Annotated in this window: 16 protein-coding genes; 10 read left to right on the top strand and 6 right to left on the bottom strand. The window is 63.8% G+C overall.

Features of this window, described 5'->3' with window-relative positions:
• Window positions 1–2: 2 nt before the first annotated feature.
• Together BHD06_RS04895 and BHD06_RS04890 are read right to left on the bottom strand one after the other, a co-directional pair.
• Window positions 3–551 (bottom strand): peptidylprolyl isomerase, encoded by a 549-nt coding sequence (locus BHD06_RS04895; RefSeq protein WP_080455864.1) that lies wholly within the window; start codon window positions 549–551, stop codon window positions 3–5.
• Window positions 544–1,050 carry a peptidylprolyl isomerase gene (locus BHD06_RS04890; RefSeq protein WP_080455863.1) on the bottom strand — a complete coding sequence of 169 codons (507 nt, stop codon included), beginning with the start codon at window positions 1,048–1,050 and terminating at the stop codon, window positions 544–546. Before BHD06_RS04890 ends, BHD06_RS04895 begins: the two co-directional genes overlap by 8 nt.
• A 134-nt stretch (window positions 1,051–1,184) precedes the next feature.
• On the opposite strand from BHD06_RS04890, the gene BHD06_RS04885 reads away from it, so the two are divergent.
• The 10 genes from BHD06_RS04885 to BHD06_RS04840 all read left to right on the top strand — a co-directional run bounded on the left by BHD06_RS04885 (window position 1,185) and on the right by BHD06_RS04840 (window position 10,714).
• Window positions 1,185–2,375, top strand: coding sequence for a phosphoglycerate kinase (locus tag BHD06_RS04885; RefSeq protein ID WP_080455862.1), 1,191 nt, complete (start codon window positions 1,185–1,187; stop codon window positions 2,373–2,375).
• 43 nt (window positions 2,376–2,418) lie between these two features.
• Window positions 2,419–3,201, top strand: coding sequence for an SDR family oxidoreductase (locus BHD06_RS04880; RefSeq protein WP_080455861.1), 783 nt, complete (start codon window positions 2,419–2,421; stop codon window positions 3,199–3,201).
• Between the two features lie 70 nt (window positions 3,202–3,271).
• On the top strand, window positions 3,272–3,649 hold the full coding sequence (crcB, locus tag BHD06_RS04875) for a fluoride efflux transporter CrcB (RefSeq protein ID WP_080455964.1): 378 nt from the start codon (window positions 3,272–3,274) through the stop codon (window positions 3,647–3,649).
• Window positions 3,646–4,689, top strand: a complete 1,044-nt coding sequence (locus tag BHD06_RS04870) for an RluA family pseudouridine synthase (protein ID WP_080455860.1) — start codon at window positions 3,646–3,648, stop codon at window positions 4,687–4,689. Before crcB ends, BHD06_RS04870 begins: the two co-directional genes overlap by 4 nt.
• Complete coding sequence (locus BHD06_RS04865; protein ID WP_080455859.1) at window positions 4,686–5,369, top strand: HAD-IA family hydrolase; 684 nt, start codon at window positions 4,686–4,688, stop codon at window positions 5,367–5,369. Before BHD06_RS04870 ends, BHD06_RS04865 begins: the two co-directional genes overlap by 4 nt.
• Complete coding sequence (locus BHD06_RS04860; RefSeq protein WP_080455858.1) at window positions 5,366–6,076, top strand: ATP12 family chaperone protein; 711 nt, start codon at window positions 5,366–5,368, stop codon at window positions 6,074–6,076. Before BHD06_RS04865 ends, BHD06_RS04860 begins: the two co-directional genes overlap by 4 nt.
• Window positions 6,077–6,284: 208 nt before the next feature.
• A complete protein-coding gene (locus tag BHD06_RS04855; RefSeq protein WP_080455857.1) occupies window positions 6,285–7,304 on the top strand; it encodes an amino acid ABC transporter substrate-binding protein in 1,020 nt (339 codons plus the stop codon).
• Between the two features lie 120 nt (window positions 7,305–7,424).
• A complete protein-coding gene (locus tag BHD06_RS04850; RefSeq protein WP_080455856.1) occupies window positions 7,425–8,639 on the top strand; it encodes an amino acid ABC transporter permease in 1,215 nt (404 codons plus the stop codon).
• Between the two features lie 3 nt (window positions 8,640–8,642).
• Complete coding sequence (locus BHD06_RS04845; RefSeq protein WP_080455855.1) at window positions 8,643–9,932, top strand: amino acid ABC transporter permease; 1,290 nt, start codon at window positions 8,643–8,645, stop codon at window positions 9,930–9,932.
• A 14-nt stretch (window positions 9,933–9,946) separates the two neighbouring features.
• Window positions 9,947–10,714, top strand: a complete 768-nt coding sequence (locus BHD06_RS04840; RefSeq protein ID WP_080455854.1) for an amino acid ABC transporter ATP-binding protein — start codon at window positions 9,947–9,949, stop codon at window positions 10,712–10,714.
• A gap of 99 nt (window positions 10,715–10,813) precedes the next feature.
• Here BHD06_RS04840 and BHD06_RS04835 read toward each other — a convergent pair whose 3' ends face one another.
• Genes BHD06_RS04835 through argB form a run of 4 tightly spaced genes read right to left on the bottom strand, consistent with a single transcriptional unit; the run spans window position 10,814 to window position 13,979 of the window.
• Window positions 10,814–11,929: an acetoin utilization protein AcuC gene (locus tag BHD06_RS04835; protein WP_080455853.1), complete on the bottom strand. Its 1,116-nt coding sequence runs from the start codon at window positions 11,927–11,929 to the stop codon at window positions 10,814–10,816.
• 5 nt (window positions 11,930–11,934) lie between these two features.
• Window positions 11,935–12,423, bottom strand: a complete 489-nt coding sequence (locus BHD06_RS04830; RefSeq protein ID WP_080455852.1) for a histidine phosphatase family protein — start codon at window positions 12,421–12,423, stop codon at window positions 11,935–11,937.
• A complete protein-coding gene (locus BHD06_RS04825) occupies window positions 12,420–13,058 on the bottom strand; it encodes a ferredoxin (protein ID WP_080455851.1) in 639 nt (212 codons plus the stop codon). The genes BHD06_RS04830 and BHD06_RS04825 overlap by 4 nt, the downstream gene beginning before the upstream one ends.
• A gap of 57 nt (window positions 13,059–13,115) precedes the next feature.
• Window positions 13,116–13,979 carry an acetylglutamate kinase gene (gene argB, locus BHD06_RS04820; RefSeq protein WP_080455850.1) on the bottom strand — a complete coding sequence of 288 codons (864 nt, stop codon included), beginning with the start codon at window positions 13,977–13,979 and terminating at the stop codon, window positions 13,116–13,118.
• Between the last annotated feature and the right edge of the window lie 29 nt (window positions 13,980–14,008).

Raw genomic sequence — 14,008 nt, 5'->3', positions numbered from 1 at the left:
CGTTATTCGATCACGGTGACAGATTGCATCACGTCGGGTTGGCCAATGACCGCCCCGTTATTGCCGCGTCCGCGCTTGATCGCGTCAACCACGTCCATTCCATCGGTGACCTGGCCGACGACGGTATATTGCCCGTTCAGGAACTCACCCGCGTCGAACATGATGAAGAACTGCGAATTCGCACTGTCGGGGCTCTGGCTGCGTGCCATGCCCACGACCCCGCGCAGGAACCGCTCATCCGAGAATTCGGCGGGCAGATCGGGGCGGTCGCTGCCGCCCATGCCTGCGCGGCCGATATCGCCGCCCTCCAGCTTGCCGAACTGCACATCGCCGGTCTGCGCCATGAAGCCCTCGATCACCCGGTGAAAGACGACGCCGTCATAGGCCCCCTCTTCGGCCAGCGCGGTGATCTGCGCGACATGGCGGGGCGCGATATCTTCGTAAAGGTCGATGGTGACGGTGCCGTTGGCCTCGCCAGCGACTTCGATCTGCAAACCAGTCGCCAAGGCGGGGCTGGCCAGCAGCGTGAAAGCAATCGCGAGCTTATGCATCGGCGGCCACCTTGACGCTGATCATCCGGTCAGGGTTGGCGGGCGGCTCGCCCTTTGTGATGGCATCGACATGCTCCATGCCGGAAATCACCCGGCCATAGACCGTGTATTGCCCGTTGAGGAAATGGTTATCCTTGAAATTGATGAAAAACTGGCTGTTGGCCGAGTTCGGATTCTGGCTGCGCGCCGCGCCCAATGTGCCGCGATCGTGCGGGATCTTGGAAAACTCGGCCTTGAGATCGGGCAGATCGCTGCCCCCCGTCCCGGCGCCGCGCGGGTTGTAGTCCTTTTCCATATTGGCGTGCTGAACGTCACCGGTCTGCGCCATGAAGCCGTCGATCACGCGATGAAAGGCCACGTTGTCATATTGCCCGGCGCGCGCCAGTTCCTTCATCCGCTCGCAATGACCGGGTGCGATATCGGGCAACAGCTCGATCGTGACGGTGCCGTCCTTGAGCTCTATCAGAATGGTGTTCTCGGGGTCCTTGATCTCGGCCATCGGGCGCTCCTTCGTTGAAATCTCCCCGTTACCTAAGACGAACGCGCGCGCTTGCCAAGCAGGCAGGTTGACCTCTGCGCCCCTGCGCGCCAATAGAGGCGCGACAGACCGATCAACACGGAGGCCGCCGCGCCATGAGCTGGAAAACCCTCGACGACATCGATCTTGCGGGCAAGCGTGTACTGGTGCGCGTCGATATCAACGTGCCGGTGGACAAGGGCATGGTGACCGACGCTACCCGGATCGAGCGGATCGTGCCCACGATCACCGATATCCTTGACAAGGGCGGCAAACCGATGCTGATCGCCCATTTCGGGCGACCCAAGGGCAAGGTGGTGCCCGACATGTCGCTGCGCGTCACGGTGCCCGCGCTGGAACAAGCCCTGGGTCGCAAGGTCAGGCTGATCGAGACGCTGGAGGGGGCCGAGAACCTGACCGAAGAGGCGCGCGCCGCCGATGTGCTGCTGTTGGAGAATATCCGCTTTCATCCCGGCGAAGAGGGCAACGACCCAGAACTGGCGCAGCGTCTTGCCGCGCTTGGCGATGTCTATTGCAACGACGCCTTTTCGGCCGCACACCGCGCGCATGCCTCGACCACGGCGCTTGCCCATCTGCTGCCGTCTTGCGCGGGGCGTCTGATGCAGGCTGAATTGCAGGCGTTGGAGGCGGCGCTCGGCGCGCCAAAGCGCCCGGTGATGGCGGTGGTCGGCGGGGCCAAGGTCTCGACCAAACTCGATCTTCTGGGCAATCTCGTGGAAAAGGTCGATTGCCTCGTGATCGGCGGCGGCATGGCCAACACCTTTCTCGCCGCCATGGGCCTTAACGTGGGCAAGTCGCTATGCGAACATGACATGGCCCCGACCGCGCGCGAGATCATGCTCAAGGCGGGTGCTGCGGGCTGCGAGATCCTGCTGCCATCGGATGTGGTCGTGGCGCGCGAATTTGCCGAAGGGGCGGCGCATGAGGTGACGGGCGCGCATGCCTGCCCCGCAGATGCGATGATCCTCGATGCCGGGCCGCAGGCCGTGGCGCGCATCGGCGCGGCAATTGACGACGCGAAAACGCTGATCTGGAACGGGCCGCTCGGGGCATTCGAAATCGCGCCCTTCGATGCCGCCACCAATGCCGCCGCGAAACACGCCGCCGAGCGCAGCCGCGAGGGCGCGCTGATTTCGGTCGCGGGCGGAGGGGATACCGTCGCGGCGCTGAACAAGGCGGGCGCGGCACAGGATTTCACCTACATCTCCACCGCGGGCGGTGCCTTTCTGGAATGGATGGAAGGCAAGGATCTGCCGGGCGTGGCGGCGCTCAAGAGTGAGGGCTAAGCCGCTCTTGACGCGGGCCCCCATCGGCGGGCAGGCTGGCGCGATGAAGACCTGGACCTTGATCACCGGGGCCTCCGAGGGGCTGGGCGCGGAGTTCGCGCGCATCGCCGCCGCCGAGGGCCGCAACCTGATCCTGACCGCCCGCTCCGCGGACAAGCTTGCGACATTGGCCGACGAGTTGCGCGGCGGGGCGGGGGAAATCCTCGTCCGGCCCGCCGATCTGGCCGATCTGGCGCAGGTCGAAATGCTCTGGCAGGAGGTGAGCCGCGACCGGCATATCGACGTGCTGGTGAACAACGCAGGGCTTGGCCGTCACGGTGCCTTCGGCAGCGGCGAGGGCTGGGCCCGCGACCTGAGCACGATCAGCGTCAACATGACGGCGCTCAGCTACCTGATGAAAATGGCGATCCCGCATATGCAGACGCAGGGCGGCGGGCGCATTCTGAACCTCGCCTCGGCGGCTGCCTTCATGCCCGGCCCCAACATGTCGGTCTATCATGCGACCAAGGCGTATGTGCTCTCATTGTCCGAGGCGGTCTCCGAGGAACTGCGCGGCAGCCCGGTCAGCGTCACAGTGCTCTGCCCCGGTGCCACACAGACCGCGTTTTTCGACGCCGCCGGCATGCGCGGCATTGGTCTGTTGAAACTGGGCCGACCGGCGCAGGCCGATGCGGTCGCCCGTGCAGGTTGGCAGGCCATGAAACAACGCCGACGTATTCTCGTGACCGGCGCGATGAACAAGCTTTTCGCAGCCTCCCCGCGCCTCACCCCGCGCGCGCTGACCACATTCATCGCGGGCAAGGTGATGGGCAAATGGGGCAACTAGGCCAGGCCGCCCCCTGCCCGATGGCGAGTGGTGCTTGACAATGCCCCCCTTGCGCGCGACAGACGCCGCCATGATGCTGACCTTCCTTCAGGTAGCCCTTGGCGGTGCGATCGGGGCGTGCCTGCGCTTTGGCGTGGGGCTGGCAATGCTGCGCGTTGCGGGGCCGGGCTTTCCCTTGGGTGTTCTGACTGTGAATGTCCTGGGCTCTTTTCTGATGGGGGTGATCATGATGCTGTCGTTTCATCGCGGCTTCGACCATCTCAACGCGTTCCTGATGACAGGGGTCCTGGGTGGCTTCACCACCTTCTCGGCCTTCTCGCTCGAGGCGTTCACCCTTTATGAACGCGGCCAGATCGTTGCGGCATGGGTTTATGTGGGGCTATCAGTGCTGCTCTCGCTCATGGCGCTGGTGCTTGGAGTCTGGCTGACGCGGGGGATGGCGACATGAGCGGCGTGCAAATGCGGGCGGTGAAACCCGGCGATGGCGATCAGCGCCTTGACCGCTGGCTGCGGCGGCAATTTCCGCATCTGACGCAAGGGCAGATAGAAAAGATGTGCCGCAAAGGCGAGGTGCGCGTCGACGGCGGGCGCGTGAAATCCAGCGTCCGGCTAGAAGAGGGGCAAAGCGTGCGCATCCCGCCGCTGCCCGATGCCGACAGCAAGCCCGCGCCCGATGCCGCCCGGATCAGCCCGGCGGATGCGAAGATGATCCAGTCCTGCGTGATCTACCGCGACGATCATGTGATCGCGCTGAACAAGCCGCCGGGCCTGCCCGTACAGGGCGGCAGCAAGCAGGCGCGCCATGTCGACGGGCTCGCCGAGGCGCTGCGCTTTGGGTATGAGGAAAAGCCGCGGCTTGTGCACCGTCTCGACAAGGACACGTCGGGCGTGCTGGTTCTGGCCCGCACCCGCGAGGCGGCCAAGGGGCTGACGGCCGCTTTCCGCCACCGCAACACGCGCAAGATCTACTGGGCCGCCGTTGCCGGATCGCCCATGCCGCGCATGGGCACGATCCGCTTTGGCCTGGTCAAGGCCCCGGGGCACGGGGCCAAGGGCGAGGGCGAAAAGATGCTGTGTCTGCATCCGCGCGAGGTGGAAAACACCCCCGGCGCCAAACCCGCCACCACCGATTACGCGATGATCGAGAATGCGGGCGGGCGCACCGCGTGGATGGCGCTGATCCCGGTGACCGGACGCACCCACCAGCTGCGCGCGCACATGGCCGAGATTGGGCATCCCATTGTGGGTGATGGCAAATATGGCGGCTCGGGGCAGGAAAACCTGGGTGACGGCTGGGGCGCGCAACTGGGCGGTGATGTCAGCCGCAAGCTGCATCTGCACGCGCGGTCCCTGAAGATCGAGCATCCGGTGAGCCGCGCGATCCTGCATCTGACCGCGCCGCTGCCCGAGCATATGCAGCGCACCTGGGATCTGTTCCAATGGCAGCCATCCGAGGCACCGGAGGACCCGCTGGAGGATATGGCATGAGCCGCCCGCTGCGTCTGGTGATCTTTGACGTGGATGGCACGCTGGTGGACAGTCAGGGCGACATTCTGGCGGCGATGACAGCGGCGTTCGAGCGCGCGGATCAGCCTGCGCCGGGGCGCGAGGCGACGCTCGGTATCGTGGGGCTGTCGCTTGACGTGGCAGTGCCACGGCTTGCCCCCGATCTGCCCGGTGATCTGCATAACCGCATCGTCGGCTGGTACAAGGAGGCCTATATGGGCCTGCGGGCGCAGTCGGGCGTGGCGCAGTCCTCGCCTCTCTATCCGCATGCGCGCGACACGCTGCGCGCGCTGCATGCGGCGCCCGAGACATTATTGGGCGTGGCCACGGGGAAATCCGCGCGCGGACTCGACAAGCTGCTGGACGGGCACGATCTGCGCCACTTCTTCGTGACCCGGCAGGTGGCCGATCACCATCCGTCGAAACCGCACCCGTCGATGCTGCACGCGGCCCTCTCGGAGACCGGCGTCGCGCCGGAAAACGCGGTCATGGTGGGCGACACGAGTTTCGATATGGAGATGGCCCGCGCGGCAGGAATCCCCGGCATCGGCGTCAGTTGGGGCTATCACAAGCCCGAGGCGCTGAGCGCGGCCACCGAGATCGCGCATGATTTTCGCGAACTGGCAGGGCTGATTGACACGATCTGGAGGGCACCGGCATGAGCGAATGGGCCGCGAAACGCTTCTGGACCGAAGCCGGGGTCAGTGAGACCGGGGGCGGTTTTGGAGTGCATCTCGATGGGCGCCGCGTGCGTACGCCTGCCAAGGCCGAATTGATCGTGCCGACCCGAACCATGGCCCGCGCCATCGCCGCGGAATGGGACGCCCAGGACAGCAAGATTGTGCCGGACACCATGCCTGTGACCCGTGCGGCCAATGCCGCCATCGACAAGGTTGCGCATCAGCATTCCGAGGTGGCACGCATGATCGCCGATTACGGTGACAGCGACCTGTTGTGCTACCGCGCCGAAAGTCCGGCGGAACTCGCCGCGCGGCAGGCGGAAGCCTGGGATCCGCTTCTCGACTGGGCCGAATCGGTCCTTTTCGCACGGCTGCACCCGCGCACGGGCGTGATGCACCGTCCACAAGAGGTTGAACCGCTTGCGCGCCTGCATGCACAGGTAGAAATGCTGGATAATTGGGCGCTGACCGCCGTTCACGATCTTGTCAGCCTCAGCGGCTCGCTGATCATCGGCTTTGCCGCAATCCACGACCTTCACCCTGCAAAAACCCTCTGGCACCTGTCGCGGATCGACGAAACCTGGCAACAGGAGCAATGGGGTAGCGATGACGAGGCCGACGCCACTGCACGCAGGAAAGAATCTGACTTTTTGGCCGCTAAACGCTTTTACGATCTTTCGCGCGCATGAGGTGAACCGGGTTTCACGCCGGGTGACCTATGGTCATCCCGCAGACGGCTATTGGTTTTCTTGAACAAAGACTTGACGTTTTGTGATGAATCCACACAAACTTGCGATCACTGCAAGGGGTTGCGACCCCTCTAACAGTGTCACAGCGGCCCCCCTTGGGGCCGAACGAACCGCTCTCGAAAGAGTGGACAATCAGGAAGAGGTAAACATGAAAAAAACCGTATTTTTGGGCGCGCTGACCGTTGCTGGCGTTGCTGCCGGGGCATCCGCGGCGGCCACGCTTGACGACGTGAAGGCCCGTGGCAAGCTGAACTGCGGCGTGACCACCGGTCTCGTCGGTTTCGCCGCGCCCGACGCGAACGGCGTCTGGGAAGGATTCGACGTGGCCGTGTGTCGCGCGGTCGCCGCTGCCGTTCTGAGTGACGCCAACGCCGTTGAATTCGTGCCCACCACAGGCAAGACGCGCTTCACTGCACTTGCCTCGGGCGAGATCGACATGCTGGCGCGCAACACCACCTGGACCTTCTCGCGTGATACCGATCTCAAGTTCGACTTCATCGGCGTCAACTACTATGACGGTCAGGGCTTCATGGTGCCCAAGGCACTTGGTGTGAGCTCGGCAAAAGAGCTGGACGGCGCGACCGTCTGCATCCAGACCGGCACCACCACCGAGTTGAACCTCGCGGATTTCTTCCGCAAGAACAACATCAGCTACGAGCCGGTGCCGGTTGAGACCAACGCCGAAGGCCAGCAACAGTACCTTGCCGGGGCTTGCGACACCTACACGACCGACGCCTCCGGCCTTGCCTCGACGCGTGCCGCGTTCGAAAATCCGACGGAGCATGTGATCCTGCCCGAAATCATCTCAAAAGAGCCGCTCGGCCCGCTTGTCCGCCACGGCGACAACGAATGGGGTGACATCGTGCGCTGGACGCTCAACGCGCTGATCTCTGCCGAGGAACTCGGTGTCACAAGCGCGAATGTCGAGGAACTGGCCTCCGGCGCAACTGACAGCCCGGAAGTAAACCGTCTGCTCGGCACCGAGGGTAACCTCGGTGAGATGATCGGCCTTGACGCCACTTGGGCAAAACGTGCGCTCGCCGCCGTCGGCAACTACGGTGAAGTGTTCGAGAAGAACATCGGTGAAAAGACCCCGATCGGCCTTGCCCGTGGTCTCAACGCCCAGTGGACTGATGGCGGCATCCTCTACTCGCCGCCGTTCCGCTAAGACCAGAACTGACAAAGGGCGCGGATCATCCCGCGCCCTTTTCACCTGACATCTCTCAAAAAAATCGACCCACGGCGCAGACGCCGATAAAAATCCGGGCCGAAACACAGGGAAACTTAGATGACAACGGTATCCGACCCTCCCAAGGCGTCGTTCCAACTGTCGCAGTTGATCTACGACACGCGGTATCGCTCCTATACATTCCAGTTCATCGCCTTGATGCTTCTGGTCTCGCTGATGGCCTATCTTGGCGCGAATCTCGTGCATAACCTTGCCGAGCAAGGCCAGAATATCGCCTTCGGCTTTCTGGCAGAGCCGGCGGGCTATGACATCAACCAGCGACCGATCGAATATGACAGCCAGTCGAGCCACATGCGCGCGTCGGTCGTGGGCGTTCTCAATACGCTGATCGTGGCCTTTCTGGGCTGCATCACCGCGACCCTCTTGGGCGTGACGGCCGGTATCCTGCGCCTGTCGCCGAACTGGTTGGTGCGCAAGTTGATGGCCGTCTATGTCGAAGCGTTCCGCAACGTGCCGGTGCTGATCTGGATCCTGATCATCTTCACCATCATGACGGCGATGCTGCCCGCGCCAAGCGCGTTCCGGGGCGAAGATCCCTCCTCGAGCATGCTCTTCGGGTCGTTCGCCTTCACCAATCGCGGCGTCTATACACCTGCGCCGATCATGGGGCCCGGATCGCTTGTCGTGGTGCTGACCTTCATCGCCTCGATCTTCGGCGTGTTCTACTATCGCCGCTACGCGACCAACCTGCTTTTTGATACCGGCAAGCTCATTCCGACGGGCTGGCCGTCGCTGGTCATCCTCTTCGTGCCGACCATCCTGATCTATTTCATCCTCGGTCGGCCGATCGGCCTAGATTACCCTGCGCTCGCAGGCTTCAACTTTCAGGGCGGCATCCACATTCGCGGCTCGCTCATTGCGCTGTGGTTCGCGCTCGCGATCTACACGGGGGCCTTCATTGCCGAGAACGTGCGAGCTGGCATTCAGGCCGTCAGCAAGGGCCAGACCGAGGCTGCGGCCTCGCTTGGCATGCGCCCGCGCCGGATCATGAACCTGGTGATCCTGCCGCAGGCGCTGCGGGTGATCATCCCGCCGCTGATCTCACAATATCTCAACCTCACCAAGAATTCGTCGCTGGCCATCGCCGTGGGCTACATGGATGTGACCGGCACGCTTGGCGGCATCACCCTCAACCAGACCGGACGCGCCATCGAATGCGTCCTGATGCTGATGTTGTTTTACCTCACGATCAGCCTCGCCATTTCGGCGGTGATGAACGTCTACAACAACGCCATCAAGTTGAAGGAGCGGTGAACCATGGTACAGGAACATTTCGCTTTCGTACGCAGCACCATGCTCCCCGAAGCGCCGCCCCCGGCGGCGGAAAGGGGCGTGGTCAAATGGCTGCGCGAAAACCTGTTTTCCTCGGCGGCCAACACGCTGCTGACCGTAGTGTCGCTCTATGTCGTGCTCCAGATCGCAAGCTCGGCGGCACCCTGGTTCCTCAATGGCGTCTGGGACAGCCCCAGCCTGACCGCTTGCCGCGACATTCTCGACGGCAAGATGGGGGGCTGTTTCGCGGTGCTCTCCGAGCGGTGGAACCAGCTTCTCTTCGGGTTCAAATACCCGTCGGAACTCTACTGGCGGCCGGGTCTGGCCTTCGTCCTGCTCTTTATCGCGGGCGCGCCTCTGCTCTTCTACAAGATATTCCCGAGCAAGATGCTGATCTTCACCGGGCTTTACCCGTTCATCGCCTATTGGCTGATCTGGGGCGGGTCGGTCCTCGTTCCGGTCTTTGCCCTGCTGGGCGTGCTGCTTGGTGCGTTTGTCTACAAGCGCACGGTTGGGGCCAGCGCAGGCATGGCGGTGATCGCAGGCTTCGTGGCGGCGCTTATCTTCTGGATGCTGTCGGGTTTCATCACCGGGCCGATGGAAAACGTTCTGGCCATCGAACCGGTGCCATCCCGCGACATGGGCGGTTTCATGATCAATCTCATGCTCGGCGTGGTCTGCGTGTCGCTCTCGGTGCCGTTCGGTATCGCGCTGGCGCTCGGGCGGCAATCGAGCATGCCGATCATCAAGTGGATCTGCGTGGTCTTCATCGAGTTCATCCGCGGCGTGCCGCTGATCACGCTGCTGTTCGTCGCCAACGTGGTGCTGGCCTATTTCCTTCCGCCGGGCACGTCATTCGATCTGATCCTGCGGGTGATCATCATGATCACGATGTTCGCATCGGCCTATATCGCCGAGGTGATCCGGGGTGGCCTCGCGGCGTTGCCGCGCGGGCAATATGAAGCAGCGGACAGTCTGGGCCTGGACTACGCGCAGGCGATGCAGCTCATTATCCTGCCGCAGGCGCTCAAGATCTCGATCCCCGGCATCGTCAACGTCGCCGTGGGCCTGTTCAAGGACACGACGCTGGTTTCGGTGATCTCGATGTTCGACATCGTCGGCATGATCCGCGGCCCGATCCTCGCCTCGTCGGAGTGGAATGGCGTCTATTGGGAACTCTTTGGCTTTGCCGCTCTTCTGTTCTTCATCACCTGCTACGGCATTTCGCAATATTCTCAGTGGCTGGAGCGTCAGCTTCAGACTGATCATCGGTAAGGAGGGTCATCATCATGGCCGCAGAAACACAAATGAAGGTCTCCGATCAGGTCGCTGTGGAGATCACCAAGATGAACAAGTGGTACGGCGCGTTCCACGTGCTGCGCGACATCGACCTGACCGTCTATCAGGGCGAGCGGATCGTCATCGCGGGGCCCTCGGGTTCGGGCAAGTCGACGCTGATCCGCTGTATCAACGCGCTGGAAGAGCATCAGAAAGGCTCGATCACGGTGGATGGAACAGTGCTGTCAAATGACATCAAGAACATCGACCGGATCCGATCCGAGGTCGGGATGGTGTTCCAGCATTTCAACCTTTTCCCACATCTGACGATCCTGGAAAACTGCACGCTCGCCCCGATTTGGGTGCGCAAGACGCCCAAGCGCGAGGCCGAGGAAATCGCGATGCATTTCCTCGAAAAGGTCAAGATCCCCGAACAGGCCGACAAATACCCCGGCCAGCTTTCGGGTGGGCAGCAGCAGCGCGTGGCAATCGCGCGCTCGCTGTGCATGCGGCCGCGCATCATGCTCTTTGACGAGCCGACATCGGCGCTCGATCCGGAAATGATCTCCGAAGTGCTCGACACGATGATCGAACTCGCCGAGGAGGGGATGACCATGCTTTGCGTCACCCACGAGATGGGCTTTGCCCGCAAGGTCGCGAACCGGGTGATCTTCATGGACCAAGGGCAGATCGTGGAGCAGAACGAGCCTGAGGAGTTCTTCAACAACCCGCAGAGCGAACGCACCAAGCTGTTCCTGAGCCAGATCCTCGGGCATTGACATGGGTGGGGGCGCTGCCCCCGTCGCGCGCGGCGCGACTCCCCCGGAGTATTTCAAGAACGGTGAAGGGGCGGTCGTTTGGTGGCCGCCCTTTTCCTGTCAGACCCAGGCCGCTTGCCGGGCGCGCAGGGTGTGGATAGCAGCGCGCAGGTCATCGGCGATGGCGCCCTCGCGTGGGGCATCGCGCAGCGTGTCTATGAGAGCATCGGGTGGGAATGCCGGGCGGCGCGTCCATGTCAGAGCAGCGAGCACGCTGCGGGCGCGCTCGGGCAGGCGGTCGGGGATTTCATAGCCGTTGAGCGTGGCCCAGACCCCGGACCAGAGCCGCCCCACCATCCACGGATTGTAACCGCCACCGCCGAGGACAAGCAGGCGGGGACTGAGCGGCTGCAACAGCGCCACCGCCTGCCAATGGGCGTTGTTCGAGAGCGCGAGGCGCGAGAGCGGATCCTCGGCCACCGCATCGGCCCCGCATTGCAGCACGACGGCCTCGGGCCGCATCGCCTGTAGCTTCGGCAACATGACCTCATGCAGCGCCATGGCGAAACCGCTGTCATTCGTGCCCCTCGGCAGCGGCAGGTTGATGGCATGCCCCCCTGCCCGATCATCCAGTGCACCGGTAAAGGGCCAGCGCCGTGCCTCGTGGGTGGAGATCATTAGCACCCGCTCCTCGCCATGAAACGCCGCCGCCACCCCGTCGCAATGATGCGCGTCAATATCGACATAGGCGATCCGCGTGAGGCCTTGCGCCAAGAGCGCCTTGAGCGCCAGAACCGGATCGTTGAGATAGCAGAAACCGGCGGCGTGGTCGGCCATGCCGTGATGCGTGCCGCCGCCGGGATTATAGACCGCACCGCCCTCGGCAATCAGGTCAGTGGCCAGAAGCGAACCACCAGCGGCCGTGGCCGGTCGGCGGAACATCTCCGGAAAGACCGGGTTCGATAGGGTGCCAAGATGGTGGCGCGCACGGGTCTCAGGGGTGACGTGACCGGTCCTCTCGGCCTCTTTCAGCGCCGCGATATAGGCTTGGGTGTGCCAGCCGGTCAGCGCATCGGACTTTGCGCGGGGGCTGTTGATGTATTGCGCAGACGGCAGCCAGCCCATGGCGCGGCAGAGGTCGATCACCGTCGGCACTCGCGGGATCGAAAGCGGGTGACGCGCACCGTAGCTCGATCCGCGATAGATCTCCGATCCGATGAAGCGCGGGGGCTGCATCGCGCTCAATTCAGCGTTCGCGGGATGACAAAATGCTGCGCCGTGCCGGTGCCGGGCATCAGGTCTGCCCAGTCATTGATGTCAAAGCGCACGACCAGCGTGGCCCCGGTGGGGTAGTCGTCGAAGCGCTCATGCGCAGGGGGCGTGGCGACGAGGCTTGCGGCAAAGTCCGCGATGCCCGGATTGTGGCCCAGCATCAGAACCCGCGCACCGATGGCCCCACGCAATACGCGCAGCATGTCGGGAACTTCGGCCAGATAGAGCGCATCGCAAAGCTCGGGCAAGACCGGCAACTTGAGGCGCGTGCAGGTTTCCTGTGTGCGCGCAGAGGACGAGCACAGGATCTGATCCGGGATCAGGTCTTGCGCGCGAAGCCACTCCCCCAATGCCGCGGCCGAGCGCCGCCCACGCGTGTTCAGCGGGCGCGCGTGATCACGCAGCAGGGGACCGCCCCAATCGGATTTCGCATGCCGCGTCAGGATCAGCTCTTTCATCCGAAATACCCCATGTGAAAGGCGGATTGCGCAGGCTCCCGCCCGTAGGATTGACTGACCGGGCAAGCGCGACGCACCGCGCATCCCCGCGCGCGGCAATCGTTGGCGTCACGGTCCAGATCGGTCTTGCAGGCGGGCACGTCGTAAGCCCCCGGGCGCAGCGCATCCACCGGGCAGGCAGTCAGGCAGGGCTGCGTCGTGCAGGTCTCGCAGGGGCGCAGGGTCGGCTCAGGCAGATCGAGCCGCTCTGGCAGAGCCAGTGCGCCGCGATAAGACACCATCAGCCCCGCCATATCATGCACCAATAGCCCCACCGGCGACGGCCAGGCACGCCCGCTGCGCCGCGCCCAATCGGTGAAGGGCTGCCACGGCGGGCCGCCAAAGGGAAAAAGCGCCGTCGCCCCGAGACCGTCGGCAAGCCCGGTGATGATACGGGTTGACCAGCGGTCCATCGGGTCAGGCGTGCCGTCGCGATATTCGGGCGTCTGTGTGAAGGCTGTCCAAAACCCCGTCTCCGACGGCCCCAAAAGCACCAACGTCGCATGCCCCGGCACCTCGTCCGCCCGCAGATGCAGTGCGCCCATAACCGATAGGTGATGCGGGGCGGCGTGGCGGGTGATCTGGGTCAGGCTCATCTCGGCATCCTAGCAATGATCCTGAACCTAACGCGCGGTGCGACTTTCACAAGGCGCTCAGGTGGCCCGGATCAGCGACCCCGCCCCGTGCTCCGTATAAAGCTCCAGCAGCGTCGCATTGGGGGCGCGCCCGTCGAGGATGACGACCGCCCGGACCCCGCCCTCGATCGCGGCAAGCGCGGTCTCGGTCTTGGGGATCATGCCGCCCGCGATCACGCCGTCGCGCGTCATCTGGCGGATCTGATCGGCATTGAGTTCGGTGACCACCTGACCCGACGCATCGCGAACCCCGTCGATATCCGTGAGCAGCAAGAGCCGGTCAGCCTTGAGGGCTGCGGCCACGGCACCCGCCGCCGTGTCGCCGTTGATGTTGAACGTCTCGCCATTGCGCCCCGCCCCAAGCGGCGCGATCACCGGAATGATATTGGCCTCGAACATGGTGTGCAGGATCTCGGCGTCGATCTCGGACGGCTCTCCGACAAGGCCCAGATCGGGGCTCGACGGCGTGCAGGTGATCATCCCGGCATCCTTGCCTGACAGGCCCACAGCGCGCCCGCCCTGACCGTTGATCGCCTGCACGATCCGCTTGTTGACGCGGCCCGACAGCACCATCTCGACCACCTCCATCGTGGCGGCATCGGTGACCCGCTTGCCGTTCACGAAGTCGGATTTGATCGCCAGTTTCTCCAGCATCTCGTTGATCATCGGTCCGCCGCCATGGACGATCACCGGGTTGACGCCGACCTGGCTCATCAGCACCACGTCGCGGGCGAAGGTTTCCATCGCCTCGTCGCTGCCCATGGCGTGGCCACCCAGCTTGATCACGACGATCGCGCCGGTATAGCGTTGAAGATAGGGCAGCGCCTCGGAGAGGGTGCGGGCGGTGGCGATCCAGTCGCGGTTCATGTCTCTGGCCTTCATCCTTGTCTCCGGCATGGCATGCGCGCCTT

The sequence above is a fragment of the Roseovarius sp. A-2 genome (genome assembly GCF_002072155.1).
In the GTDB taxonomy this organism is placed as follows: domain Bacteria; phylum Pseudomonadota; class Alphaproteobacteria; order Rhodobacterales; family Rhodobacteraceae; genus Roseovarius.
The sequence above is the reverse complement of the archived record's forward strand: the minus strand, read 5'-3'. Positions and strand labels throughout refer to the sequence as shown.